Origin of the sequence: Streptomyces lichenis (genome assembly GCF_023218175.1) — a bacterium.
In the GTDB taxonomy this organism is placed as follows: domain Bacteria; phylum Actinomycetota; class Actinomycetes; order Streptomycetales; family Streptomycetaceae; genus Streptomyces; species Streptomyces lichenis.
Window position 1 is genome coordinate 224625 of sequence record NZ_JALPTH010000002.1, and the last position, 26184, is coordinate 250808.

Annotated in this window: 19 protein-coding genes and 1 pseudogene; 10 read left to right on the forward strand and 10 right to left on the reverse strand. The window is 73.1% G+C overall.

Annotation, left to right across the window (positions count from 1 at the left end; all coding sequences use genetic code 11):
- Positions 1-186 precede the first annotated feature (186 nt).
- Positions 187-1293, reverse strand: a complete 1107-nt coding sequence (locus tag M1O15_RS02715; protein ID WP_248631526.1) for a LacI family DNA-binding transcriptional regulator — start codon at positions 1291-1293, stop codon at positions 187-189.
- 401 nt (positions 1294-1694) lie between these two features.
- Here M1O15_RS02715 and hisC point away from each other — a divergent pair, with 401 nt between their 5' ends.
- Entirely contained in the window at positions 1695-2795 is a 1101-nt protein-coding gene (gene hisC / locus M1O15_RS02720) for a histidinol-phosphate transaminase (protein WP_248631527.1), read from the forward strand.
- Between the two features lie 115 nt (positions 2796-2910).
- Here hisC and M1O15_RS02725 read toward each other — a convergent pair whose 3' ends face one another.
- The gene (locus M1O15_RS02725) at positions 2911-3285 is read right to left on the reverse strand and encodes a cyclophilin-like fold protein (protein WP_248631528.1); all 375 of its coding nucleotides are present in this window, start codon (positions 3283-3285) and stop codon (positions 2911-2913) included.
- Positions 3286-3486: 201 nt separating this feature from the next.
- Here M1O15_RS02725 and M1O15_RS02730 point away from each other — a divergent pair, with 201 nt between their 5' ends.
- The 3 genes from M1O15_RS02730 (at position 3487) to cydD (ending at position 9819) form a co-directional block, all read left to right on the forward strand.
- Entirely contained in the window at positions 3487-5010 is a 1524-nt protein-coding gene (locus tag M1O15_RS02730; RefSeq protein ID WP_248631530.1) for a cytochrome ubiquinol oxidase subunit I, read from the forward strand.
- 21 nt (positions 5011-5031) lie between these two features.
- Entirely contained in the window at positions 5032-6036 is a 1005-nt protein-coding gene (gene cydB, locus M1O15_RS02735) for a cytochrome d ubiquinol oxidase subunit II (protein WP_248631531.1), read from the forward strand.
- A gap of 117 nt (positions 6037-6153) precedes the next feature.
- Complete coding sequence (gene cydD / locus M1O15_RS02740) at positions 6154-9819, forward strand: thiol reductant ABC exporter subunit CydD (RefSeq protein WP_248631532.1); 3666 nt, start codon at positions 6154-6156, stop codon at positions 9817-9819.
- Positions 9820-9847: 28 nt separating this feature from the next.
- On the opposite strand, the gene M1O15_RS02745 is transcribed toward cydD, so the two are convergent.
- Complete coding sequence (locus M1O15_RS02745) at positions 9848-10312, reverse strand: DUF6624 domain-containing protein (RefSeq protein WP_248631533.1); 465 nt, start codon at positions 10310-10312, stop codon at positions 9848-9850.
- Positions 10313-10578: 266 nt separating this feature from the next.
- Here M1O15_RS02745 and M1O15_RS02750 point away from each other — a divergent pair, with 266 nt between their 5' ends.
- Positions 10579-12282 (forward strand): sensor histidine kinase, encoded by a 1704-nt coding sequence (locus M1O15_RS02750; protein WP_248631534.1) that lies wholly within the window; start codon positions 10579-10581, stop codon positions 12280-12282.
- A gap of 166 nt (positions 12283-12448) precedes the next feature.
- Here the strand turns inward: M1O15_RS02750 and fabG are convergent, their stop codons facing one another.
- Entirely contained in the window at positions 12449-13153 is a 705-nt protein-coding gene (fabG, locus tag M1O15_RS02755; RefSeq protein ID WP_248631535.1) for a 3-oxoacyl-ACP reductase FabG, read from the reverse strand.
- Positions 13154-13380: 227 nt separating this feature from the next.
- On the opposite strand from fabG, the gene M1O15_RS02760 reads away from it, so the two are divergent.
- The 3 genes and pseudogenes from M1O15_RS02760 to M1O15_RS31570 form a co-directional block, all read left to right on the forward strand.
- The gene (locus M1O15_RS02760; protein ID WP_248631536.1) at positions 13381-14253 is read left to right on the forward strand and encodes an MmyB family transcriptional regulator; all 873 of its coding nucleotides are present in this window, start codon (positions 13381-13383) and stop codon (positions 14251-14253) included.
- A 50-nt stretch (positions 14254-14303) separates the two neighbouring features.
- On the forward strand, positions 14304-15332 hold the full coding sequence (locus tag M1O15_RS02765; RefSeq protein ID WP_248631537.1) for an MBL fold metallo-hydrolase: 1029 nt from the start codon (positions 14304-14306) through the stop codon (positions 15330-15332).
- A gap of 1485 nt (positions 15333-16817) precedes the next feature.
- A pseudogene (locus M1O15_RS31570) lies at positions 16818-17234 on the forward strand (M23 family metallopeptidase); the annotation flags it as partial.
- Positions 17235-17244: 10 nt separating this feature from the next.
- Here M1O15_RS31570 and M1O15_RS02775 read toward each other — a convergent pair.
- The 6 genes from M1O15_RS02775 to M1O15_RS02800 form a co-directional block, all read right to left on the reverse strand.
- On the reverse strand, positions 17245-18114 hold the full coding sequence (locus M1O15_RS02775) for a Cof-type HAD-IIB family hydrolase (protein ID WP_248631539.1): 870 nt from the start codon (positions 18112-18114) through the stop codon (positions 17245-17247).
- A gap of 136 nt (positions 18115-18250) precedes the next feature.
- The gene (locus M1O15_RS02780; protein WP_248631540.1) at positions 18251-19162 is read right to left on the reverse strand and encodes an LLM class flavin-dependent oxidoreductase; all 912 of its coding nucleotides are present in this window, start codon (positions 19160-19162) and stop codon (positions 18251-18253) included.
- 78 nt (positions 19163-19240) lie between these two features.
- Entirely contained in the window at positions 19241-19783 is a 543-nt protein-coding gene (locus M1O15_RS02785; RefSeq protein WP_248631695.1) for an RNA 2'-phosphotransferase, read from the reverse strand.
- A 137-nt stretch (positions 19784-19920) separates the two neighbouring features.
- Positions 19921-20874: a MerR family transcriptional regulator gene (locus M1O15_RS02790; RefSeq protein ID WP_248631696.1), complete on the reverse strand. Its 954-nt coding sequence runs from the start codon at positions 20872-20874 to the stop codon at positions 19921-19923.
- 221 nt (positions 20875-21095) lie between these two features.
- Positions 21096-22883, reverse strand: coding sequence for an SDR family oxidoreductase (locus M1O15_RS02795; protein WP_248631541.1), 1788 nt, complete (start codon positions 22881-22883; stop codon positions 21096-21098).
- Positions 22884-22945: 62 nt separating this feature from the next.
- Positions 22946-23827, reverse strand: coding sequence for a M24 family metallopeptidase (locus M1O15_RS02800; RefSeq protein WP_248631543.1), 882 nt, complete (start codon positions 23825-23827; stop codon positions 22946-22948).
- A gap of 323 nt (positions 23828-24150) precedes the next feature.
- Between M1O15_RS02800 and M1O15_RS02805 the strand changes: the two genes are divergently transcribed.
- Both M1O15_RS02805 and M1O15_RS02810 read left to right on the forward strand, forming a co-directional pair.
- Positions 24151-25170: an ABC transporter ATP-binding protein gene (locus M1O15_RS02805; protein WP_372499338.1), complete on the forward strand. Its 1020-nt coding sequence runs from the start codon at positions 24151-24153 to the stop codon at positions 25168-25170.
- Positions 25171-25253: 83 nt separating this feature from the next.
- On the forward strand, positions 25254-26147 hold the full coding sequence (locus M1O15_RS02810) for an ABC transporter permease (protein WP_248631698.1): 894 nt from the start codon (positions 25254-25256) through the stop codon (positions 26145-26147).
- The last annotated feature ends 37 nt before the right edge of the window (positions 26148-26184 follow it).

Sequence of the window (26184 nt, forward strand, 5' to 3'; positions counted from 1 at the left end):
GTCCGCCCATCATAGGAATGCGCCTCGCCGTCTGTGACGCACCAGGGGTGGTGAATCCTGCGACGACCCGTCTCGGGTGGTCGATTTCGCCCCACATGGTGGGTTCTGTAGGGATGACCCGGGCCGTCCTCCACCTCGGGTGGCGGACGGCCCCGCAGCCGCGACCGGCGGAATCACCCCTGATGGTCACTCCTGGGAGGGGGTCCGGGGCGGACTGACGGTGGTGCGCGGCGGCCGGCGCTGCGAGGAGGTCCGGATGATCAGCTCGGTCGGTATCACCTGCTCGACCGGCCGCTCGGAACCGACGCCCTCGATGGCGTCGATCAGCAGCTGGACGACGGCGGTGCCGATCCGGCGCGGCTTGAGTGAGAGCGTGGTGACCGGCGGTTCCGTGGTGGCGTAGGCCGGGGACTCGCTGCAGCAGACCAGGAGCAGGTCCTCCGGGACGCGCAGCCCGTAGCGGCGGGCCGCCGCCAGCAGATCGGTGCCGTTGGGGTCGAACAGTCCGTACACGGCGTCCGGCCGGTCGGGGCGGGCGAGCAGCCGGTCGGCGGCCACCGCTCCGGCGCACGGGTCATGGGCCGGGTAGGCCTCGTACACCGGCTCCTGGCCCACCCGGGCGCACCAGTCGAGATAGGCGGTGGTGGACAGCCGGGTGTAGGTGTCGGTGCTGGTGCCGGTCAGCAGGCCGATCCGGCGCGCCCCGGCCGCGGCGAGGTGGTCGAGCAGGTCGAGGACGGCGGCCTCGTGGTCGTTGTCGACCCAGGCGGTCACCGGCAGGGTGCCGGCCGGGCGGCCGTCGGAGACGACGGGCAGCCCCTGGCGGACCAGTTCGGCGACGACCGGGTCGTGGTCGGAGGGGTCCACGACCACGGTGCCGTCCAGGGCGACGTTGGACCACACGTCATGGCGTGAGGTCGCCGGCAGGATGACCAGGGCGTAGCCCCGGGCCAGCGCCGCGGAGGTGGCCGCCCTCGCCATCTCGGCGAAATAGGCGAACTCGGTGAAGGTGAAAGGTTCATCCCCGTAGGTCGTCACGGTCAGGCCGATGAGGCCGGACTTGCCGGTACGGAGGGTGCGGGCCGCGGCGGAGGGGCGGTACCCCAGCCGGTCGGCGACCTCGCGGACATGGCGGCGGGTGGCGTCCGGGAGCCGGCCCTTGCCGTTGAGCGCGTCGGAGACAGTCGTGATGGAGACACCGGCCGCGGCGGCCACATCCCGGATGCCCGCTCGCTGCTGCCGGCTCCCCCGGGACTGTGTCCGGGTCACCTGGTGCTTCCCTGCTGCTGTCATGGCGAGCCGATAGTAGGGCGACGGCGGGCGGTTGAGCCGGTCGCATATTCAGTCGTTGACAGGCACGTTTCTGCAAGGCCTGAAACACCAAATGCCACACATTCGCAGGTGGTTGGCGGGTCCGGCGGCCCGCCGCCGCTTGTCGCCGCGCATGTGCCTGCCAAGAAAGCCCGGCTCGTGCGGGCTATCAACTCACCTCTACGGGGGACGCGCGCCAGGGAGTGAGCCAGGGGCGCGCGCCACGGTGGCGGACGCCCCCCGGCCCTCGGCCGCCGGCCCCCGCCTCCCGGCCCGGTGACCGCCGGTGCGTGGCCGATTGCCGGAAACCGGCCATTCGCAGCGGGGCGGAATCCTCATAAGGTGAGCAGCATTGGTGGCACGTTCGGTCGAGGAGGACCACAGTGAGCGAGACGAGCGGGACCAGCGGCACGGGACCCAGGCTGCGCGCCGTACTGGACGGCATCCCCACCTACAAGCCGGGCCGGCCCGCGGCGGCCGGGGGACCGGTCGCGTACAAGCTGTCCTCCAACGAGAACCCCTATCCGCCGCTGCCCGGGGTGATGGAGCGCGCGCTGGCCGCCGCCGCCGCTTTCAACCGCTACCCCGACATGGGCTGCGGGGAACTGGTGGCCGAGCTCGCCGAGCGCTTCGGGGTGCCCGCCTCGCACGTCGCCACCGGCACCGGCTCGGTGGGCGTCGCCCAGCAGCTCGTCCAGGCCACCGCGGGCCCGGGTGACGAGGTGATCTACGCCTGGCGGTCCTTCGAGGCGTACCCGATCATCACCCAGGTCAGCGGCGCGACCTCGGTGCAGGTGCCGCTCACCGAGGGCGATGTGCACGACCTGGACGCCATGGCGAAGGCGATCACCGACCGGACGCGGCTGATCTTCGTCTGCAACCCCAACAACCCCACCGGCACCGTGGTGCGGCGGGCCGAGCTGGAACGATTCCTCGACCGGGTGCCGTCGGACGTGCTGGTGGTGCTGGACGAGGCGTACAAGGAGTTCATCCGCGACCCCGAGGTGCCGGACGGCTGCGCGATCTACCGCGACCGCCCCAACGTCGCCGTGCTGCGCACCTTCTCCAAGGCGTACGGGCTGGCCGGTCTGCGGGTGGGGTTCGCCATCGCGCACGAGCCGGTGGCGGCGGCGCTGCGCAAGACCGCGGTGCCGTTCGGGGTGAGCCAGGTCGCCCAGGACGCCGCGGTCGCCTCGCTGCGCGCGGAGGACGAACTGCTGGGACGGGTGGGGTCGCTGGTGTGCGAGCGCACCCGGGTGCACGAGGGGCTGGCCGGCCAGGGCTGGACGGTGCCGGAGTCGCAGGCCAACTTCGTCTGGCTGCGGCTGGGGGAGCGGACGGCGGACTTCGCCGCGGCCTGCGAGCGCGCGGGTGTGGTGGTGCGGCCGTTCCCGGGCGAGGGGGTGCGGGTGACCATCGGCGAGACCGAGGGCAACGACATCTTCCTGCGTACGGCGGAGGCCTTCCGCAAGGAGCGCTACTGACGGATCGGTCGCGCGGGGGCGGTCGGGCCTGGTGCCCGGCCGCCCCCGCGTGTTCGTGCCGGCGCACCCGGGGAAGTGTCGGCGGGTGCCCCGGTGGCGTCGGCCGGCGGGAGGGTCAGGGGTGGACCGGCTCGACGCGGACCGGGTCGCCGGAGCGGACGGTGGCGAGCAGCCCCGGGTCGCCGTCGAGGCGTCCGAGGACGTTGCACGGGCTCGCCAGGCGGCATTCCTCTCCGCGTGCTATCGGGGTGGGCCCGTATGGAAGGGCCAGCGCGTCGCCCTCGGTCCAGAAGGCGACCGTGCCCGGTTCGACCACCTGCCGGGCGTCCGCCTCCCTCGGCAGGGTGAGCGGGGTCTCGAAGTGGACCTCCTCGCCCCAGGTGCGCGCGGTGGAGGTGATCGGCAGCACGGCGGCCAGCGCCTTGCTGCTCGGGGTGGGGTCCAGGGTGGCGGTCAGCTGCCCGGCGGGCCAGGAGATACGTATCTGCACCGGCCGGATTCAACAAGATGTTGAAGTTTCCGGGAAGGGGACCCCCCGGCTTCCGGTATGGATTTCGTTTGAGTCATAATGGCTTGTGATTGTGAACGCATTCACAAGCGGGCCTGGTTCCTCCCAAGATCCACCGGAATGGACGAGGCGCGAAGCAAGGACGTCCGGACCGTAGGACGTAGGCCGTAAGGAGCAGCTGACGTGGACCTGGCTCTGGCGCCAGAGACGCTGGCGCGGTGGCAGTTCGGTATCACGACCGTCTACCACTTCCTCTTCGTTCCCCTGACCATCTCTCTCGCCGCGCTCACCGCCGGGCTGGAGACCGCCTGGGTGCGCACCGGGAAGGAGAAGTACCTCAGGGCCACCAAGTTCTGGGGGAAGCTCTTCCTCATCAACATCGCGATGGGTGTCGTCACCGGCATCGTCCAGGAGTTCCAGTTCGGTATGAACTGGTCTGACTACTCCCGCTTCGTCGGTGATGTCTTCGGTGCGCCGCTCGCCTTCGAGGCGCTGATCGCCTTCTTCTTCGAGTCGACCTTCATCGGACTGTGGATCTTCGGCTGGGACAAGCTGCCCAAGCGGATCCACCTGGCCTGCATATGGATGGTGTCGATCGGCACCATCCTCTCCGCCTACTTCATCCTGGCGGCCAACTCCTGGATGCAGCACCCGGTGGGCTACCGGATCAACCCGGCCAACGGCCGGGCCGAGCTCACCGACTTCTGGGCGGTGCTGTCCCAGAACACCACCCTCACCCAGGTCTTCCACACCATGTCCGCCGCCTTCCTCACCGGTGGCGCGTTCATGGTCGGCATCGCCGCCTTCCACCTGGCCCGCAGGAAGCATGTGCCGGTGATGCGGTCCTCGCTGCGGCTCGGGCTGGTCACCGTGGTGATCGCCGGAATGCTCACCGCGATCAGCGGCGACTTCCTCGGCAAGGTCATGTACCAGCAGCAGCCGATGAAGATGGCCGCCGCCGAGGCGCTGTGGGAGGGCGAGAGCCCCGCGCCGTTCTCGGTCTTCGCCTACGGGGACGTCGACAAGGGCCACAACAAGGTCGCCATCGAGATCCCCGGACTGCTCTCCTTCCTCGCCCACAGCGACTTCGAGTCCCATGTCCCGGGCATCAACGACACCAACAAGGCGCTCCAGGAGAGGTACGGCCCGGGCGACTACCGGCCCAACATCCCGGTGGCCTACTGGGGCTTCCGCTGGATGATCGGCTTCGGCATGGCCTCCTTCTCGCTCGGCCTGCTCGGGCTCTGGCTGACCCGCAAGCGGTTCCTGCTGCCCCGGCGGCTGCGCACCGGCGAGGACGAGGTGCCCCACCTGGTGCTGTTCCGGACGCCGCTGAGCCCCAAGTTCACCCGGCTGTACTGGCTGGCGGCGCTGTGGACCCTCGGCTTCCCGCTGATCGCCAACTCCTGGGGCTGGATCTTCACCGAGATGGGCCGCCAGCCCTGGGTGGTCTACGGGGTGCTGCAGACCCGCTCGGCGGTCTCCCCGGGCGTCTCGCAGGCCGAGGTGCTCACCTCGATGATCATCTTCACCGCGCTGTACGCCATCCTCGCGGTGATCGAGGTGAAGCTGCTGGTCAAGTACGTCATGGCCGGTCCGCCCGAGCTCACCGAGGCCGACCTCGATCCGCCCACCAGGATCGGCGGCCACGATCGGGACGCCAAGGACCCCGAAGCCGCCGACCGGCCGATGGCCTTCTCCTACTGATCGACGAGGACTGGAAGCGCCATGGAACTTCACGACATCTGGTTCGTCGCCATCGCCGTCCTGTGGATCGGCTACTTCTTCCTGGAGGGGTTCGACTTCGGGGTCGGCGTCCTGACCCGGCTGCTCGCCCGTGACCGGACCGAGAAGCGGGTGCTGATCAACACCATCGGCCCGGTCTGGGACGGCAACGAGGTGTGGCTGCTCACCGCCGGAGGGGCCACCTTCGCCGCCTTCCCGGACTGGTACGCCACCCTCTTCTCCGGCTTCTACCTGCCGCTGCTGGCCATCCTGGTCTGCCTGATCGTCCGGGGCGTCGCCTTCGAGTACCGGGCCAAGCGCCCGGAGGAGTCCTGGCAGCGCAACTGGGAGCGGGCCATCTTCTGGACCTCCCTGGTCCCCGCCTTCCTCTGGGGCGTGGCCTTCGCCAACATCGTGCGCGGGGTGCCGATCGACGCCGAGAAGGAGTACGTGGGCACGCTCTTCGACCTGCTCAACCCGTACGCCCTGCTCGGCGGACTGGTCACCCTCACCCTGTTCACCTTCCACGGGGCGGTGTTCACCGCGCTGAAGACGGTCGGGGACATCCGGCTGCGAGCCCGCAGGCTGGCGCTCACCCTGGGCCTGGTCACCGCCGCGCTGGCGGCCGGCTTCCTCGGCTGGACCCAGGTCTCCCGGGGCGGTGCCGGCAGCCTGGTGGCGATGGGCATCGCGGTGGTGGCGCTGCTCGCCGCGCTGGTCGCGGTGAAGGCCGGACGCGAGGGCTGGTCGTTCGCGTTCTCCGGCGTCACCATCGCCGCCGCGGTGGCGATGCTCTTCCTGACGCTCTTCCCGAACGTCATGCCCTCCTCGCTGGACCCGGAGTGGAGCCTCACCGTCTCCAACGCCTCCTCCAGCCCGTACACCCTGAAGATCATGACCTGGTGCGGAGCCATCGCCACCCCGCTGGTGATGCTCTACCAGGGCTGGACCTACTGGGTGTTCCGCAAGCGGATCGGCACCCAGCACATCGCCGACGCCGCGCACTAGCGACCAGGCCGCGCTGAAGATGTTTCACGTGAAACATCGCTCGATGTTTCACGTGAAACCCTCCGCCCGGCGCCCTCTCCCGTCTCCCACCACCGCCCACGGCAGGGGATGTTCCCTATGAAGCCCATCGACCCGCGTCTGCTCCGGTACGCCCGGGCCACCCGCCTCTTCCTGGCCGCGGTGGTGGTCCTCGGCGGCATCGGCGCCGTCCTGGTCATCGCCCAGGCGATGCTGATCGCCGAGCTGGTGGTCGGCGCCTTCCAGCGGGACCTCGGGGCCGGGGAGCTGGCCGTCCCGCTGGGGCTGCTGGCCGTCACGGCGGTCGGCCGTGCGCTGGTGTCCTGGCTGACCGAGCTGGCCGCCCATCGGGCCGGTGCGGCCGTCAAGTCCGAGCTGCGGGGACGGCTGCTGGAGCGGGCCGCCGCGCTGGGCCCGGGGTGGCTGAGCGGGCAGCGGGTGGGCTCCCTGACGGCCCTCGCCGTCCGGGGCGTGGACGCGCTGGACGACTACTTCTCGCGGTATCTGCCCCAGCTGGGCCTGGCGGTCGTGGTCCCGGTGGCGGTGCTGGCCCGGATCGTCACCGAGGACTGGGTGTCCGCCGCGATCATCGTGGGCACCCTGCCGCTGATCCCGATCTTCATGATCCTCATCGGCTGGGCCACCCAGAGCCGGATGGACCGCCAGTGGAAGCTGCTCTCCCGGCTGTCGGGCCACTTCCTCGACGTGGTCGCCGGACTGCCCACCCTGAAGGTGTTCGGCCGCGCCAAGGCCCAGGCCGAGGCGATCCGCTCCATCACCTCGGAGTACCGGCAGGCCACCGTCCGCACCCTGCGGATCGCCTTCCTCTCGTCGTTCGCCCTGGAACTGCTCTCCACCCTCTCGGTGGCCCTGGTCGCGGTCGGCGTCGGGATGCGGCTGGTCCACGGCGACCTCGACCTCTACACCGGGCTGGTCATCCTCATCCTGGCGCCCGAGGCCTATCTGCCGCTGCGCCAGGTCGGCACCCAGTACCACGCCGCCGCCGAGGGCCTGGCCGCCGCCGAGGAGATCTTCGGGGTGCTGGAGACCCCCCTCGACCGCCCCGCCGCCGACCCCGGGAAAGCCGCCGGCACCGTCGACGCCCCTCGTCCCCGGGGCGGCGCGGCGGTGCCGGACGACCCGCGCATCGTCCTGGACCGGGTGACCGTACGGCACCCCGGCCGCACCGAGCCCTCGCTGCGGGAGGCCTCCCTGGTGGTGGAGCCCGGGGAGACGGTGGCCCTGGTCGGACCGAGCGGCGCGGGCAAGTCCACCCTGCTCGACGCGGTCCTCGGCTTCGTACGGCCCGAGGAGCGGCCCGAGGGCGGCAGCGGCGTCCGGATCGGCGGTACCGACCTGACCGACCTCGACCTGGACCAGTGGCGCTCGCGGATCGCCTGGGTGCCGCAGCGCCCCCACCTCTTCGCCGGGACCCTCGCCGACAACGTGCGCCTGGCCCGGCCGGACGCGGACGACCAGGCGGTGGCGGCGGCGCTGCGGGACGCGGGCGCCGAGGAGTTCGTCGCCGCGCTGCCCGACGGGGCGGCGACCGTGCTCGGCGAGGACGGTGCGGGTCTCTCGGCCGGCCAGCGCCAGCGGCTCGCGCTGGCCCGGGCGTTCCTCGCGGACCGCCCGGTGCTGCTGCTGGACGAGCCGACGGCCGCGCTGGACGGGCGGACCGAGGAGGCCGTGGTGGCCGCCGTACGCCGGCTCGCCGCCGGCCGTACGGTGCTGCTGGTCGTCCACCGCCCCGCGCTGCTCGCGGTGGCAGACCGGGTGGTCACCCTGGACGGGCCCGCCGCCGCCGTACCCCGCCCGGACGTCACCCCCCGACCGGTGGACGGCCCGCTCGACGGCACCTTCACCGAGACCTTCGGACTGGTCGGCGGAGTGCGCACCGGACCGGGCGTCCGCCAGGGTGCGCACGGCACCGACCCGGTGGCGCCCGCGGGCGGCCGGGCGGACCGCGCCCTCACCCGGGTACGGGAAGCGGCCGCCCCGCTGCGCGGACGGCTGCTGCTCGCCCTGCTGCTGGGCAGCCTCGCCCTGAGCTGTGCCGTCGGTCTGCTGGCGGTCTCCGGCTACCTCATCTCCCGGGCCTCCGAGCAGCCGCCGGTCCTCTATCTGATGGTGGCCGTGACGGCCACCCGCGCCTTCGGCATCGGCCGGGCCGTGTTCCGCTACGCCGAGCGCCTGGTCTCCCATGACGCCGTGCTGCGGACGCTTGCCGAGCTGCGGGTCGGCGTCTACCGCGGGCTGGAGCGGATCGCCCCGGCCGGACTGCGCGACCGGGGCCGCGGCGATCTGCTGTCCCGGCTGGTGAGCGATGTGGAGGCGCTCCAGGACTACTGGCTGCGCTGGCTGCTGCCGGCCGCCACCGCCGCGATCGTCTCCACCGCCGCGGTCACCTTCACCGGCTGGCTGGTCCCCGCGGCCGGGGCCGTGCTCGCCGCCGGACTGCTGCTGGCCGGGGTGGCCGTGCCCCTGCTGACCGGTGCGATCGCCCGTCGCGCCGAGGCCCGGCTCGCCCCCGCCCGCGGGGTGCTCGCCGGCCGGGTGGTGGACCTGCTGCGCGGCTGCGCCGAGCTGACCGTGGCGGGTGCCCTGCGCGACCGGCTGGACCGGGCCCGGGGAGCCGACGGCACCCTCACCGCGATCGCCACCCGGCAGTCCGCCGCCACCGCGCTCGGCGCCGGACTGACCACCCTGGTCACCGGGTTCACCGTGGCGGGCGCCGCGCTCGCCGGGGTCCTCGCCGTGCGGGACGGGCGGCTGGACGGCGTCGCCCTCGCCGTCGTCGTCCTCACCCCGCTCGCCGCCTTCGAGGCCGTCACCGGGCTCCCGCTGGCCGTCCAGTACCGCCAGCGCGTCCGGCGCAGCGCAGAGCGGGTGTACGAGGTGCTGGACGCGCCGCTGCCCGTACGGGAGCCCGAGCAGCCGCGCCCGGCGCCCGCGAGCCCCTTCCCGCTGGAGCTGGACGGGATCGCGGCCCGCCACCCCGGCGCCGACCAGGACGCCCTGACCGGGGTGCGGCTGCGGCTGGATGCGGGGCGGCGGATCGCGGTGGTCGGCGCGTCCGGCTCCGGCAAGACCACCCTCGCCCAGACGCTGCTGCGGTTCCTGGACACCCGCGAGGGCGCGTACCGGATCGGCGGCGAGGACACCGCCGCCCTCGACGGGGACGAGGTGCGCCGGCTGGTCGGGCTCTGCGCCCAGGACGCCCACCTCTTCGACAGCACCATCCGGGAGAACGTGCGCCTGGCCCGGCCCGACGCCACCGAGGCGGAGCTGCGCGACGCGCTCGCCCGGGCCCGGCTGCTCGACTGGGCGGACGCCCTGCCCGACGGCCTGGACACCCTGGTCGGCGAGCACGGGGCCCGGCTCTCCGGCGGGCAGCGCCAGCGGCTCGCGCTCGCCCGCGCCCTGCTGGCCGACTTCCCGGTCCTGGTCCTGGACGAGCCCGCCGAGCACCTGGACCTCGCCACCGCCGACGCGCTCACCGACGACCTGCTGCGCGCCACCCGCGGCCGGGCCACCGTGCTGATCACCCACCGGCTGCACGGACTGGAGGCGGTGGACGAGGTGCTGGTGCTGGAGGCCGGCCGCATCGTGCAGCGCGGCCCCTACACCGACCTCGCGGCGGTCGACGGCCCCCTGCGCCGGATGCTCACCCGCGAACAGGCCGCCGACCGCCTCCTCTCCACCCCGCTCACCCCCACCCGGGCCGCCCGCCTCGACCGGGACCACCGGGTCCCGGTCGCCTAGGGCGGCGCCCGGCCGGCTACCGCGGCCGTCAGGACGGCGCGAACCGGGCTACGTACACGTCGAAGGGCTCGATGCCGACCTCCGCACGGAGTTGGTCCAGGCGCTCGGGCTCTTCACAGGGCCACGGAACCGGTGATCCGTCCCGCACACCGGCGATCTGGGTGCCGTAGACCTGCTCGCGGTCCTCGTTGACCCGTGTGCGGTCGCGTAGAAAGGCCAGCTCGCGCGGGCCCGCCGAGCCGGCCGCCACCGCCTGCTCCAGCAGACGGAGGGCACGCCGCCGGACATCGAGCTGCCGGTCGGCGTGCTGGGCGATCAGCCACGCCGCGCGGGCGGCCTCCTCGCCGACCCGTTCCGCGGTCGGCCAGCCGTACCGGTCCATGATCTCGCCCAGTCGGTCACCGTGCCGTGCGGTGAGCCGTCGCCACGCCAGCTGCTCGGCCGGATCGTCACTGTTCGCGAGGACCGAGGACCGCTGATCCGCCTCCGCCATGCCGGGGAGTTCCCCCGCCAGCGCGGCCCGTCGTGCGCCACCTTCGACTCCCTTGCCGCGTCGACGCGTTGTGCTCATCGACGGCGACCCTCAAGGGGCCTATCAGGCATAAAGATCAGTCCGGAGAATGGTGATATATACCTCTCTGCGCCCGGATAATGGATCTGTACCCGCAGCCGGACTCGGCCGGATCGCCGCGGCGGCCGTCTGGGCAGCCGGACATGGCCGACTTTCCGCAACAAAGCAGGCTTACTACGCTCAGGGGCATGGCCCCGCCCGATCCCCAGGACTCCCCCGGCCCCCCGCCGGAGGCGACCGGCCCCCCGCCGGGTCCGGACGGGTCCGGTGACCGGCTGCCGCGGCTGCTGGAGGCGGTGCGCCTGGTGGGCACCGGGCTGGAACCGCACTCCACCCTCGACCGGATCTGCCGGACCGCCGCCGCGCTCACCGACGCCCGCTACGCGGCGATCGGCGTGGTGGACGAGGACGGCGGCGGTCTGGTGGACTTCGTCACCCATGGCGTCCCACCGGAGACCGCCCGGGAGGTCGGCCGCCGCCCGGACGGCCGCACCGGGCTGCTCGGAGCCCTCCTCCACCATCCCGAGCCGCTGCGCCTCACCGATCTGACGACCGACCCGCGCGCCGCCGGCCTGCCCGCCGGGCATCCGCCGATGCGGAGCTTCCTCGGTGTCCCCATCCGGGTGCACGGGGAGGTGTTCGGCCATCTCTACCTCACCGAGAAGCGCGGCGGGGCGCGGTTCGACGAGGGCGATCTGCACACCGTGCGGGTGCTCGCCGCAGGAGCGGGGACGGCCATCGGCAACGCCCGGCTGTACGAGGCCTCCCGGCGGCGGGAGCGCTGGATCGACGGATCGGTCGCCGTGACCACCGCGCTGCTGTCCGGTTCCGACGCCGACGAGGCGCTGTCGGTGGTGGCCGAGCAGGCCCGTGTACTGGCCCGGGCCCGGGCCGGCATCGTGTTGCTGCCCGCCGCCGACGGCGGACTGGAGGCGGTGGCGGTCTCCTCCGACGGACCGGAGGCCCTGCTGGGGGCGGTCGCGCCGGCCGAGAGCCCGGCCGTCGCCCTGCTGCTGGCCGGGGAGCCGTTGGTCGTCACCGACGCGGCCACCGACCCCCGGCTGCGGGGCATGCCGGCGCGGCGGTCCGGCCCCGCGCTGCTGCTGCCGCTGCGCAGCGGCGACCGGGTGCTGGGCGCCCTGGTCATCCCCCGGGCGCCCGGCGAGCGGCCGTTCACCGAGGCGGAACGCGCCCTGGCGGCCCGGTTCGCCTCCCAGGCCGCGCTGGCGCTGAGGGTGGCCGACGCCCAGCGCGACCGCGAGCGGCTCGCCGTGCTGGAGGACCGCGACCGCATCGCCCGCGATCTGCACGACCTGGTCGTCCAGCGGCTGTTCGCCGCCGGGATGGCGCTGGAGAGCGCGCAGCGGACCTCCGCCGTACCGGCCGTCCAGGAGGGGGTGGGCCGGGTGGCCGAGGAACTGGACGTCACCATCCAGGAGATCCGCACCGCGGTGTTCGCCCTCCAGCAGGGCCCGGCCGACCCACCGGCCGGCCTGCGGACCCGGGTACTGCGGGAGATCGCCCTGTCCGCCGTCGCCCTCGGCTTCACCCCGGAGTACCGCCTCACCGGGCCGGTGGACACGGAGATCGGCGAGCTCACCGGCAAGAACCTGATCGCCGCGCTGCGCGAGGCGCTGTCCAACGCCTTCCGGCACGCGCGCGCCGACCGGGTCCTGGTCGAGGTGGACGCCCGCGTGACGCTGCCCGGCGGCATCCCCGGCGTACGGCTGGCCGTGGCGGACGACGGGGTCGGGCTGCCGGAGGAGGGCCGGCGCAGCGGGCTGCGCAACCTGGCGCGGCGGGCGGAGTCGCTGGGCGGTTCCTGCCGCTGCGGTCCCGGCCTCGGCGCGGACGGCGGCGGGACCTCCGTGGTCTGGGAGGCCCCGAGGTAGCCGCCAGGCCGAGGGCGGCTGCCTCGCGGCCTCCATCGGGCCGCGCTGCTCACCGGCACCGGCACCGGCACCGGCACCGGTCCAGGCACCGGCACCGGTCCAGGCTCCGGCACCGGCCGCTTGACGGCCCCGGCCGGTCACCGGGGACCATCGGACCGCCGGGATGTCAGTGCCCCATCCCCGCCCCGCCGTCGACCGGCACCACGGCACCGGTGATGTATCCGGCCTCCTCGGAGGCGAGGAAGGCGACCGCCGCGGCGATCTCCTCGGGGCTGGCCAGCCGGGCCAGGGGGATCTGCTCGACCAGGTTGGCGCGCTGCTCGTCGCTGAGGCCGCTGCTCATCGCGGTCTCGGTGAGCCCGGGCGCGACCACGTTGCAGGTGATGCCGCGTGAGCCGAGCTCGCGGGCCACCGAACGGGCGAGGCCGACCAGCCCGGCCTTGGAGGCGGCGTAGTTGGCCTGGCCGCTCTCCCCGCGCAGGGCCACGGCGGAGGAGATGAGCACCACCCGGCCCTTCTTGGCGCGCAGCATGCCGCGGGTGGCGCGCTTGACGACCCGGAAGGCGCCGGTGAGGTTGGTGTCCAGCACCGAGGCGAAGTCGCCCTCGCTCATCCTGAGCAGCAGCGCGTCCCTGGTGACGCCCGCGTTGGCTATCAGCACCTCGACGGGGCCGTGCTCGGCCTCGACCTTCCGGAACGCGGCGTCGACCTGCGCGGCGTCGGTGATGTCGCACTCCACGGCGAGCAGGCCCTCGGGCGGCTCCCCGGTGCGGTAGGTGACGGCCACACGGTCTCCGGCGGCCTCCAGACGGCGGGCGATGGCCAGGCCGATGCCTCGGCTGCCACCGGTGATCAGGACTGAACGGGACACGCGGGCGGTCCTTTCCGAGACTTCGTCAGGTGTGTGCCGCAGTCAACCAGCCGGCCGGTCCCCCGCGCACACCCTCAATCGACAGTGAAAAGGGCGGGGCCGAAATGACTGCGATGCGAACGGCCCCCGGCGGTAGTGTGACTGGCACATCTTTCATCGCAGGTGACACCCGATCAGCCCCCGGTGGGGGACCGTCCTGTCCGAGTCGGCGCAGGAGAGGCTTCGCGTTGAGCAACAAGGAGGCGCTGCAGCAACTGCTGCGCTGGAAGCGACAGCAGATAGACCCGGTCGAGCTCGGCTGGCTGAGGCGTTCCGGCCGGGGCCGGCGCTCCAAGGGCCTTTCCCAGGCCCAGGTGGCCCAGGCGCTGTATGTGTCCGAGCGTACCTACGCCGACCTGGAGCGCGGCGACACCGCCACCCCGAGCACGGACCTTCTCGACAGCGTCGCCCAGGTGCTGCGCATGGAGGAGCGGGAACGCACCGCCCTGTACGTCTACGCCCTCGGGTACGAGCCGCCGATCCCGATGGATCCCACCGCGGGCACCAATGTGGCCCCGGCCTGGCAGCACGCCGTCAGCAACGTCGCCGGGCAGCCCTGCTACATCAACGACGTGGCCTGGAACGTGCTGGCCGCCAATGACGACTTCATCCGGATGTTCCCGCAGGTGCCCGGTGAGGCCCCCCGGCTGCCGGAGCAGAACCTGATGCGCTGGATGCTGCTGCGGGAGGAGTCCCGCGAACACCATCTGGTGGACTGGGAGAAGCGGTGGGCGGAGCCGGTGGCCGCCCAGTTGCGCACCTCCGTCGCGGCCCGCCCGGACAACGAGGAGCTCCAGCGGCTGGACCAGGAGGTCAACGACGACCCGGTGGCGGGGCCGATCTACCGGAACCACAACGTGGCCTATGTCCACCCCGACGGCGACTCTCGCCGGATGCGCCACGCGGGCTTCCTCCCGGCGGACGGCCATGACACCCGGGACCACTGCTGCGACCGCCATACGGTCTCGCAGTCGGGCATCGTGACCATGTGCGCGGCGCAGCCCTTCGGTAGTCCGGGGGCGCGGTTCTTCCTGCTGGTCTTCCAGCCGGACGGTCGGTAGCCGCCGGCCGCATCGGCCGGAACGCCGTTCACCGGCCACAATGTCTGTCCATGAAACTCACTGCTCACTTCGGACCGATCGCTCCAGGCGTCTATGTGTGGCAGCCGGACGGAGGAGCGGCCTGGGGGCTGGCCAACTGCGGTGTGATCAGGGCCGGCGGTGAGGCGCTGATCGTCGACACGCCGTACACACCCGCCCTGACGGACGCCTTCCTGGCCGCGGCGCGAGAGGTGATCGGGGCCGGCACCCCGCTGGACCGGGTTGTCGTCACCCACGCCAATGGCGACCACACCTGGGGCAGTCAGCAGCTCCCGGGTGCCGAGATCATCGCGACCCAGGCGGCGCTGGAGCACCAGTGCGTGGAGCCGACCCCGGGCCAGCTGCACGCCCTCGTCCACGACTCCGATCCGGACCAGCCGCTGGGCTGGTACTTCCGCCGCCACTTCGGCGCGTTCGACTTCTCCGGCATCACGGTCCTGCCTCCCACCACGACGTTCACCGGCCGTCAGGAGCTGTCGGTCGGCGGGACGCCCGTCGTCCTGTACGAGGCCGGGCCCGCGCACACCGTCGGAGACCTGTTCGTCCATCTGCCCGAGCAGCGGGTGGTCTTCGCCGGCGACCTGGTCTTCGCCGGGGACCATCCCTCGCACTGGGCAGGGCCCCTGGAGCTGATCTCGGCGGCCTGCCGGCGGATCCTGGACCTCGAACCCGAGTGGATCGTCCCCGGTCACGGCCCGCTGCTGACCCCCGACGGGCTGCGGAAGCACCTCGGCTACCTCGACAACCTCGCCGCGCAGGCCCGTCTCCTGCACGGTCAGGGCCGAACCGCCCCGGAGGCGGCCCGGTTGCTCATCGAGGAGGACCGCTACCCCGGTCTCGGCCTGCCCGAGCGGCTGGCCATCAGCCTCAGCACGGAGTTCCGGCATCTCGACGGCAACCGCACCGTCCCCGAGCTGCTGCTGCCGATGGAGCACGCCGCCCGTATCGCCCGGGACCGGGCCGTGTCGGCGGAGCACACCGGACAGCCGGACGCCGATCGGACCACCGCGCCCGAAGCGATCCCGATCCAGACCTCCTGAGGAGGCACTGCCTGAGGAAGCGCTGCCTGAGAAGGCGCCACCTGAAGAGGAATTTCCTGAAGAGGAACTTCCTGAAATCGAACTACCGGAAGTGCGACTGCCGGAAGGAACGCTTCCTGGCACTTCCCGCGGCTGTGGAGAAGCATCGGAGCCGAGAGGAACTTGGCACCGCTTCCGGCGGTGCCACAGCCCGGCCCGGGACTCACCGGGCCGGCAACGGGGGAGCCTCTCTCCGCACCCGCGACTACGCGGGTGCGGAGAGAGGCGACACAACAGGCGAGCCGCCACCCTCTCCCTTCGATGCGATGTTTCACGTGAAACATCCCCTGGGGGGAGCGCCTCTGGGCCGGTCGGCGGTACGACACCGCCCGGGTGCCATGGATTCGCGGCCGTCGGCGGGACCATCCCAGGATGTTCGTCGTGGCGCTCACCCTGGTGCTGGCCTTCCTCCCTCCCCCTGCCGGGCCCGTCGGCGGTGCCGGCCCAGCCGCCGAAGTGACCCGCCTCTATACGGAGGCGGCCCTTGCCACCGACGCGTACGAGCGGGGGCGACGGCAGATCGCGGCCCAACAGGCCCTCGCCGGGCGGTTGAACCACCAACGGGAGCAGCAGCGCCAGGCGTGGGAACAGCTCCATGACCGGGTCGGCGCGGTCGCCCGGGACCAGTACCGGACGGGTGGAGCCCTGGCAGTGACCGCCCGGCTGCTCACCGCCGGGGATCCGGACAGCGCGGTACGCCGCGGGGAAGTGGCGCGGCGGGCACACCGGGCGGTGGCCGTGCTGCTCGCGGACGCTCGTACCGCGGAACGCGGACTCGCGCGAGCGGAGGAGGCCGCCGATACCGCCCGGCGGCGACTGCGTGACCGTCAGACCCGGCTCAATGCCCTCCGAAAGGGGATCGAGCGCCGACTGGAGCGCGCTGAGCTGAGCCTGCGGACCGTGGCGAACGCCTGGCGCACCGCGCGCCCCTGCGGCGCCCCGCCACCGGCCCCTGCCGGCGCGACACCGCACATCAGCGGCCCCCACGGCGTGGGATCAGCGGATACGGGGACCACTGGGTCCCCCGATGCCGGCAGCCCCTCCCCGGCCGCCGTCCACACGACCGGGCAGACCGGTGAGAAGACGGCGCACCGCACCGCCGCCCCGCTGCCGGGGCAGCCGGCCGGTGCCGCGAGTCCGCGGCCGCCCCGCCCACCGGCAGACGTCGCCACTGCCGCCCTGCCGTCCGACCGGCCGGGGCTGACCGTGACCGGCGCGGCCTCCGAAACCATCCTTGGCGTGGACGCCGACACGGGCCATGTACCGGACCTCGTGGGCACCGATGCCTATCCGGCGACGACCGAGGGCGGGACGGCCAGCGCGGCTACGGGGGCGGGCAGCGGCTCGGGCGGAGCCGGCCCGCTGTCCCCGGCCGCCCGGGGCGGTAGCGCGGTGGACGGCGGCACGTCCGCCCCCGGTAGCACCGGCCGCGGGATGGTCCGGGCACCGGGCTGGGTGGCGCCGGTGGCGCGGTACGCGCTGTCCGCGGGCTTCGACAGCACCGGCGCGCACTGGGCCCACCGGCACACCGGCCAGGACTTCGCGGTGGACCCGGGCACCACCGTGCGGTCCATCGGCCCGGGGCGGGTCCACTCGGTGTCCTGCGGAGGACCGTTCGGCGTGGAGATCGTGGTGCGGCACCCGGGCGGCTGGTACTCCCAGTACGCGCACCTGGCCTCGCCCGGGGTCCGGCCCGGCCAGCGGGTCACCGCCGGCCAGGGCATCGCCCGGTCCGGAAGCACCGGCAACTCGACCGGCCCCCATCTGCACTTCGAGGTGCGCCTCACCCCGTACATGGGCTCGGCGGTGCACCCGGTCCGCTGGCTGGCCGAACGCGGGGTCCGGCTGCACCCCGCCCCGTAGCGGAAGGGGGTCAGGCGGGGGCGGCGAGCAGGTCCTCGATGATGCGCGCCACTCCGTCGTCGTTGTTGGCGACGGTACGTCCGGAGGCGGCGGCGACCACGTCGGGGTGGGCGTTGCCCATGGCGTAGGAGCGCCCGGCCCAGGTCAGCATCTCGATGTCGTTGGGCATGTCGCCGAAGGCGACCACCTCGTCGGCCGAGACCCCGCGCTCGGCGCAGCAGAGCGCGAGCGTGCTGGCCTTGGAGACGCCCAGTCCGCTGATCTCCAGCAGGGCGGTGGGGCTGGAGCGGGTGATGCTCGCCCGCTCGCCGGCGGCCGTACGGGCCAGGGCGAGGAAGGCGTCGGGGCTCAGCTCCGGGTGGAGGGCGAGGAGCTTCAGCACCGGGTCGCCGGAGCCGGGCTCGTCCTCGTGCAGCAGCTTCTCGGCCGGGGCGATGGAGCCGGCGGTGTCCAGGTAAAACGGCGGGTAGTCGGGTTCGTAGTGGACTCCGGAGGTGAGGTCCACGGCGAACGCGGTGCCCGGGGCCTCCCGCCGCAGGGTGTGGACCACGTCCAAGGCGATCTCCCGCTCCAGCGGCCGGGTCTCCAGCAGGGTGCCGCCGGCCCGCAGGTCCACCACCGCCGCGCCGTTGGCGCAGATGGCGAGCCCGTGCCCGTGCACATGGTCGGCGACCACACCCATCCAGCGGGCCGGCCGTCCGGTGACGAAAAAGACCTCGATGCCCTCCCGCTCGGCGGCCGCCAGTGCGGCGACGGTACGGTCCGAGACGGACTGGTCGTCCCGGAGCAGGGTGCCGTCGAGGTCGGTGGCGATCAGCCGGGGACGGCGGTGCGCCAGGGGCCGGGGCGTGGGGCGGGTCGGTGTGGTCACGGCCCCCATTCTCCCGCACCGCTCCGCACGTGCGTGCGGCGTACCGCACATCTGAGCCAGCCGTGTGATCGCTGTGGCCGAACCAGTACGCCTGGTGGCCGCGCGAGGGCGGCCAGGGCGAGTCCAGGGCGCCGGACGCCCGGCCTTACCCGGCGGCGGCGAGCTGGGCGGGGGCCTCGGTGGCGATCTTCTCGAAGACGGCCTGGTCGGCCGCGAAGTCCGAGTCGGCGATCGGCCAGTGGACGACGAGCTCGGTGAAGCCCAGCTCCTGGTGCCGGCCGGCGAAGTCCACGAAGGCGTCCAGGGACTCCAGCGGGCCGCTCCGCTCCGGGGTGAACCCGGTGAGCAGGATCTTCTCCATCCCGCCGACCGCCCGGCCGGTCTCCGCACAGGCCTTGCCGAGCCTCTCGACCTGGCCGCGCAGGGCTTCCGCCGACTGCTCCGGGGTGCCCTCCTCGTACAGCTTGGGGTCTCCGGTGGTCACCCAGGCCTGCCCGTGGCGCGCGGCGAGCCGCAGTCCGCGCGGGCCGGTCGCGGCGACGGCGAACGGGAGCCGGGGGCGCTGGACGCAGCCGGGGATGTCGCGGGCCTCCTCGGCGGAGTAGAAGGTGCCCTGCTGCGAGACGGCGTCCTCCGTCAGCAGCCGGTCCAGCAGGGTGGTGAACTCGACGAACCGGTCCGCTCGCTCGCGCGGCGTCCACGGCTGCTGGCCGAGCGCGGTGGCGTCGAAGCCGTTGCCGCCCGCCCCGATGCCCAGGGTGATCCGTCCGCCCGAGACGTCGTCCAGCGAGATGAGCTCCTTGGCGAGGGTCACCGGGTGGCGGAAGTTGGGCGAGGTCACCAGGGTGCCCAGGCGCAGTCGCTCGGTGGCGCCGGCGGCGGCGGTGAGGGTCGGCAGGGCGCCGAACCACGGGCCGTCGCGGAAGGTGCGCCAGGACAGGTGGTCGTAGGTGTAGGCGGCGTGGAAGCCGAGCTCCTCGGCCCGCTGCCACTTCGCGCGGCCACCCTCGTGCCAGCGGTCGACGGGGAGGATCACGGTGCTCAGACGCAGGCTCATGCCCCCGAGCCTACGTCCCGCGGTGGGGCCGTCCCGAGCGTCCGGGCTCGGGCGCCCGGACGGGCTATGGGGTCGCCGTCAGCCGCGGAGGCGCAGGTATGCCGGGGGTACGGCGTCGGTGAGCCACACCCCGTTGGCGCTCACCCGGAAGACATGGCCGTCCCGGTGCATCGCCCCGGCGTCGACGGCCAGGACGACGGGCCGGCCCCGCCGGGCGCCGACCCGGGTGGCGGTCTCGCGGTCCGGCGAGAGGTGGACATGGTGGCGGGCCATCGGGCGCAGCCCCTCGGCCCGGATCGCGTCCAGGGAGCCGGCGACGGTGCCGTGGTACAGGAAGGCGGGCGGGACCGCGGGCGGCAGGTCCAGGTCGACCCGTACGGTGTGGCCCTGGTTGGCCCGGATGCGGTCGCCGTCGATGGTGAACCGCCGCTTGTCGTTGACCGCGACCACATGGTCCAGCTCCACGCGGGTGAGCGGCATGCCGTTGCGGGCGAGGGCGCCGAGCAGTTCGTCTACGGCGACCCAGCCCTGCGGGTCGAGGACCAGTCCGATGCGCTCGGGCTGGTGGCGCAGGTGCTTGGAGAGGTACTTCGACACCTTCACGGTGCGTCGGTCGTCCATAGGCGCGGTCATCGGCGCAGTGTGCCAGGAGTCACAGGATACGTGCCCGGATTTTCTCCGCTGAGAGGTTTCGTCCACAGGTAACGCCGCTTTTCCACAGAGTAGTTGGGGATCGCTGTGGACAACATGAGGGCCCGTCAGTCCGATTGTCCAACCGCGTGGTGCGGCTGGTGCCGTGGCGCCAGGGCGTCCAACCTCCGGCCCTGCACCTCCCGTTCGACCGCGGCGGTGACGAACTCCGCGACCTGCGCGGCCCCCACAAGCCGGGTCACGGCCTCGACGGTGGCGGCGGGCAGGGCCGTCAGCCGCTGCTCGTCCTCCTTCGGCGGCGGTCCGGGGGGCGCGAGCTGCTGCTGGAGATGCCGGGTGGCCAAGGTGCGCATGGCGCGGGCCAGTTCGGCGTCCACGGTCTGCTGTGCCAGCGGACGCAGCCGCCGCACCAGCGCGGCCGCCTCGGCGGCGTCGGCGTCGGTGGGCGGGCGCCGGTCGAGATAGCGGGCGAAGACATGCTCCGTGGTGAACTCCAGGAACCGCCCGGCGATGTGCTCGACCTGGCCGCGCAGCTCCCGCAGATGCTCGGAGATCGCGGCCAGCGGCACCCCGGCCGCGTACAGCTCGACCGCGACCGCGAGCTCCTGCGGGCTCGGCACCACGAACTCGTCGTCCCGGCCCGGCACCCGCTCCAGCACGCCCAGCTCCACGGCCTCCCGTACGGCGTCCTCGTCCGGGGTGCCGCCGAAGGCCGCGTCCAGCTCGGCGCGGCTGATGCGGTCCTCCTGCTCGTCGGTCCACGGTCCGTGCACCTCGGCGACCAGTCCCAGCACCCCGCCGAGCCCGCGGCCGGTGTCCCAGGCCTCCAGCAGCTCCTTGATGGAGGCGAGGGTGTAGCCGCGCTCCAGCAGGTCGGCGATCTGCTGCAGCCGGGCCAGGTGCTCGTCTCCGTACACATTGGCCCGGCCGCGCCGCTCGGGCCTCGGCAGCAGCCCGCGGTCCTGGTAGGCGCGGACGGTGCGGACCGTGGCGCCGCCGAGGCGCGCCAGGTCCTCGATCCGGTACTCCGCGACCGGACGTTCCGCCACCGGCCGGTCCATGACCGGCCGGTCCATGACCGGTCGGTCCATGACCGGTCGGTCCACGGCCGGTCGGTCCACGGCCGGTCGGTCCGTCACCGGTTGTTCGGCGACCGGTTGATCCATGACCGGGCCTCCGGTCACCGGGTACTCCGACCGTTCCTCCACGACAGCTCCCCTCACGCGCTGCGGACCGCCGACCACTCAGGGGGCGGCCCCCGGGATCGACGGTAGACGCCGCTTCAGTCCCGCGGTTTGATCCGGGCCAGGGCGCGGGCCGCCCCGGGGGACAGCCGGCCGAGCAGCCGGAAGACGCGGGCCTCCGGAGTCACCGCGACCACCGCCTCATTGCGCGCCACCGCCCGCAGGATCGCGTCGGCGACCTTCTCCGGCGGGTAGTTGCGCAGCCCGTACAACCGGGCCGCCTCCCGCTGCCGGCGCTGCTCCTCCTCCGCCGACACCCCGGCGAACCGGGCCGTGGAGGTGATGGAGGTGTTCACGATCCCGGGGCAGATCGCGCTCACCCCGATGGAGTGGTCCCCCAGCTCGGCGCGCAGGCACTCGCTGAGCATCAGCACCGCCGCCTTGGAGGTGCTGTAGGCGGGCAGCGTACGCGAGGGCTGGTAGGCCGCCGCGGAGGCGATGTTCACGATGTGGCCGCCCTGACCGCGCTCCGCCATCTGCCGCCCGAACAGCCGGCAGCCGTGGATCACCCCCCACAGGTTCACCTCCAGCACCCGCCGCCAGTCCTCGGCCGAGGTGTCCAGGAAGGTGCCCGACAGGCCGATGCCCGCGTTGTTCACCAGGACGTCCACCGTGCCGTACGCGGCGGCGACCCGCTCGGCCAGCTTCTCCATCGCCTGCTCGTCGGAGACGTCCGCCTCCTCGGCCCAGGCGTCCGCGGCACCCACCAGCCGGGCCATCTCGGCCGTCCGGGCCGCGCCCTGGGCGTCCCGGTCCACCGCCACCACCCGGGCCCCGGCCTCCGCGAACGCGAAGGCGGTGACCCGCCCGATCCCGCTCGCCGCGCCCGTGATCAGGACCAGCCGGCCGCTGAACCGGTCCGCGTAGGGGCGGGCCGCGGCGAGCGGCGCCGGAAGCTCGGCGCCCGGCTCCTCGTGCGCGGTGACGAACTCGCCGATCCATGCCGCCAGCTGGTCCGGCCGGGTCCTCGGCACCCAGTGCCTGGCGTCCAGGGCGCGGCGCACCAGCTGCGGCGCCCAGCGGTCCAGGTCGTCGTAGAGCCGCTCGGACAGGAAGGCGTCCCCGGTCGGGGTGATCAACTGCACCGGGACATGGGCGTACGCGTCCGGGCGCGGCCTGCGCAGCCGGGGCCGGACGTTGTCCCGGTACAGCCAGGCGCCGTGTGCCGCGTCCCGGGGCAGCGAGGAGGTCGGGTAGCCGTCGTCGGGGGTCTTCTCCAGCCGCTGGACCAGCCCCGGCCAGCGCTTGCCGAGCGGCCCGCGCCAGGCCAGCTCGGGCAGCACCGGGGTGTGCAGCGCGTAGACGTACCAGGACTTGGCGCCCTGCCCCAGCAGCTGGCCGACCCGGCGCGGGGTGGGCCGCGCCATTCGCCGCCTGATCCAGTGCCCGAAGTGGTCCAGGGACGGGCCGGACATCGAGGTGAAGGAGGCGATCCGGCCCTCGGTGCGCCGTACCGTCGCGAACTCCCAGGCCTGCACCGAGCCCCAGTCGTGCCCCACCACATGCACCGGCCGCCCGGGGCTCACCGCGGCCGCCACGGCCAGGAAGTCGTCCGTCAGCTTCTCCAGGGTGAAGCCGCCGCGCAGCGGTTTCGGCGCCGAGGACCTGCCGTGGCCGCGGACGTCGTAGAGCACCACATGGAACCGGTCCGCCAGCCGGTGGGCGACCTCGGCCCACACCTCCTTGGAGTCCGGATAGCCGTGCACCAGCACCACCGTGGGCCGGGCCGCGTCCCCCAGCTCGGCCACGCACAGCTCGACCCCGCCGGTGCGCACCACCCGCTCCCGGGCCCCGTGCAGCAGCCCTTCCCCGCGCGCCCCCTCCACGGCACCGCTCCCTTCCGTACCGCTTCCCCTCGCAGGACCCACCGGACCGCTCCCCTCCGCCGTCATCGAACCGCCTCCCAGCGCCGCACATGCGGCAGATCGTCATCCAGCCAGAACGCGCTCTCCTCGGGATCCCGGGAGTCAGTGACCACCAGGAGCTCCTCGAACTTGGCGCCCGTACCGCGGAAGCCGAGGTGCGGTTCGACCGCCCACAGCCCGGGCCGCGGCGGGTGGTCGGAGAAGGTGTACGGCGACCACAGCGGGGACCAGCCGTCGCGGTGCCCGTGCACGGCGTCGCCCGCCAGTCCCCTAAGGGCCCGGGTGCCGAAGCCGAACACGGTCGGCGACCAGCGCCGCTGCCGTACCGCGCCCACCTTGTGGGCGATCACCCCGAAGGGGTAGGCGCGGTGCCGGTTGGCATAGCCCTGCCGCACCATCAGCCGGTCCACGTCCTCGTACACCTCCCGCAGGGTCCGGCGCTCCCGTACCTCCCGCAGGATGAGCTCGCGGTGCTCCCGGAGGTCGTCCATCAGCCGGTCCTGCAAGGGGTTGAGCCCCAGGGAGCCCGAGTAGCCGACATCGGCCGGGAAGCCGCGGTGCACCGGGGCCAGGTCCAGGATGAACGGCATCCCGGGCTCCAGCCGGCGACCGGTGGGGAAGAACTGCAGCGGTATCCGGAAGTCCGTGAAGGCGGTGCGGTCCCCGAACCAGGCGAACGGCAGATGGAACCAGTCGCGGACCCCGCGCTCCCGCAGCCACTCGCGCAGCATGCGGGCCGCCTCGCGTTCCGTGATCCCGGGGTGGAGCCGGGCGGCCACCGCCTCGGCGCAGTCGTAGGCGAGCCGCTGCGCCTCACGGAAGCCGTCCAGCTCGGCCGCCGGGACCGCCGAGGTCCTGGGCGGGGTCGTCAGGGGCGCCGCAGCCGCCCAGGTCGTCGAAGTCATGCCACCGTCCACCGTCGACTCGCGTGAGGCCGGTCGGGCCGGCCCGGGCCCACGTACCGCGGCAGAGCGCTACGTGGTCGTAACGTGACATCGATGAATGTGACAATGGTCGGCGGCTACGTCAAGGGTGCGGCACCGCCCTGTGGACAACTCCGGCGGGCGATGTCATGCACATGGACTGTTTCACGTGAAACATCCCTCCATGGCGGGCAAGGCCGGGCAACCGGCCGACCGGCCCCTACGGGCCCGTACGCCTGGAGTCGGACATCGATCCGACCGTCAGGTCTGACGACGGGTGTGGCCCAGGACACTACGGTCGACGTGTGACTGTGATCGCTACCGAGAGCCTCAGCAAGCGGTTCCCCCGGGTGACCGCCCTCGACCGGCTCTCCCTCGACATCGGACCGGGCGTGACCGGGCTCGTCGGCGCCAATGGCGCGGGCAAGTCCACCATGATCAAGATCCTGCTCGGGCTCTCCCCGGCCACCGAGGGCCGGGCCGAGGTCCTGGGGCTCGACGTGGCCACCAGTGGCGGCGCCATCCGCGAACGGGTCGGCTACATGCCCGAGCACGACTGCCTGCCGGCGGACGTCTCGGCCACCGAGTTCGTCGTCCATATGGCCCGGATGTCGGGGCTGCCGCCCACCGCGGCCCGCGAGCGCACCGCCGACACCCTGCGCCATGTCGGCCTCTACGAGGAGCGCTACCGGCCCATCGGCGGCTACTCGACGGGGATGAAGCAGCGGGTCAAGCTGGCCCAGGCCCTGGTGCACGACCCGAAGCTGGTGCTGCTGGACGAGCCGACCAACGGCCTCGACCCGGTCGGCCGGGACGAGATGCTCGGCCTCATCCGGCGGGTATGGACGGACTTCGGCATCTCGGTCCTGGTCACCTCCCACCTCCTCGGCGAGCTCGAACGCACCTGTGACCATGTGGTCGTCATCGACGGCGGCCGGCTGCTGCGCTCCAGCTCCACCAGCGACTTCACCCAGGCGACCGCCACCCTCGCCATCGAGGTCACCGACACCGACGCGCACCCGGATGGGACCAAGGCGTTGCGCGAGGCGCTCACCGCCGCCGGGGTCGCCCTCCACGCCGGTGAGGAGGAGGGGCTGCCGGGCGCCGGCCACATCCTGCTCCTCGACGCCGAGGGGGAGGAGACCTACGACATCGTGCGCGACACCGTGGCCGAACTCGGCCTTGGTCTGGTGCGCATGGAGCAGCGCCGCCACCGTATCGCCGAGGTGTTCCGCGCCGAGGCCCCCGCGGACGCCGAGCGGCCCGCCGACACCCACCGGCCGGCGGACGCGGGCCGGCCCGCCCAGGAGGTGCAGTCCCGGTGAACCACGACAACCGGACCCCCGCCCACGCCCCGCTCCCGGCGCCCTCGGCACCTCTCGGGACCAAGGCCCCCGCCCCGGGGCAGCTGCCCGCGCAGGGCGGTGGTGAGCAGACCCGGATCCACAACATCGGCTACCGCTCCTACGACGGGCCGCGCCTCGGCCGCGCCTATGCGCGCCGCTCGCTCTTCGCCCAGTCGCTGAAGGGTGCGTACGGACTCGGCCGCAGCGCCAAGTCCAAGGTGCTGCCGATGATCATCTTCGCGGTGATGTGCATCCCCGCGCTGGTGATGGTCGCGGTCGCCGTCACCACCAAGCTGAACGACCTGCCGGTGGAGTACACCCGGTACGCGATCATCATGCAGGCCGTCATCGGCCTCTTCCTGGCCGGGCAGGCACCCCAGTCCGTCTCCCGCGACCTGCGGTTCCGGACGGTGCCGCTGTACTTCTCCCGGCCGGTCGAGCGCGTCGACTACGTCGTCGCCAAGTTCGGCGCGATGGCCACGGCCCTCTTCATTCTGACGGCGTCTCCCCTGCTCATCCTCTATATCGGGTCCCTGCTGGCGAAGATGGACTTCTCCGACCAGACCGCGGGCCTGGCTCAGGGACTGGTCTCCGTGGCACTGCTCTCCGTCCTGTTCGGCGGCATCGGCCTGGTCCTCGCCGCCTTCACCCCGCGCCGCGGCTTCGGTGTCGCCGCCGTCATCGCCGTACTGACGATCTCCGTCGGAGCGGTCACCACCCTCCAGGGCATCGCCTGGGCCACCGACAACCTCGGCGCGATCGAGTGGCTGGGGCTGTTCTCGCCGATCACCCTGATCGACGGCGTGCAGACCGCCTTCCTGGGTGCCACCTCGTCCTTCCCGAACGAGTCCGGTCCGGGCGCCGGTCCGGGCGCGGTCTATCTGCTGACCGTCCTCGCCCTGATCGCCGGTTCCTACGCCGTGCTGATGCGCCGCTACCGCAGGGTCGGCCTGTGACCGGGCGGCGGCCCCCCACCGGGCCGGCGTCCCACCC

Coding starts and splice junctions, on each gene's coding strand:
- M1O15_RS02765 (WP_248631537.1), top strand. CDS start 14,304: ATGAAACTCACTGCTCACTTCGGACCGATCGCTCCAGGCGTCTATGTG.
- M1O15_RS02780 (WP_248631540.1), bottom strand. CDS start 19,162: ATGAGCCTGCGTCTGAGCACCGTGATCCTCCCCGTCGACCGCTGGCAC.
- cydD (WP_248631532.1), top strand. CDS start 6,154: ATGAAGCCCATCGACCCGCGTCTGCTCCGGTACGCCCGGGCCACCCGC.
- M1O15_RS02790 (WP_248631696.1), bottom strand. CDS start 20,874: ATGGACCGGCCGGTGGCGGAACGTCCGGTCGCGGAGTACCGGATCGAG.
- cydB (WP_248631531.1), top strand. CDS start 5,032: ATGGAACTTCACGACATCTGGTTCGTCGCCATCGCCGTCCTGTGGATC.
- M1O15_RS02715 (WP_248631526.1), bottom strand. CDS start 1,293: ATGACAGCAGCAGGGAAGCACCAGGTGACCCGGACACAGTCCCGGGGG.
- M1O15_RS02750 (WP_248631534.1), top strand. CDS start 10,579: ATGGCCCCGCCCGATCCCCAGGACTCCCCCGGCCCCCCGCCGGAGGCG.
- M1O15_RS02745 (WP_248631533.1), bottom strand. CDS start 10,312: ATGGCGGAGGCGGATCAGCGGTCCTCGGTCCTCGCGAACAGTGACGAT.
- M1O15_RS02800 (WP_248631543.1), bottom strand. CDS start 23,827: ATGACTTCGACGACCTGGGCGGCTGCGGCGCCCCTGACGACCCCGCCC.
- M1O15_RS02785 (WP_248631695.1), bottom strand. CDS start 19,783: ATGGACGACCGACGCACCGTGAAGGTGTCGAAGTACCTCTCCAAGCAC.
- M1O15_RS02775 (WP_248631539.1), bottom strand. CDS start 18,114: ATGGGGGCCGTGACCACACCGACCCGCCCCACGCCCCGGCCCCTGGCG.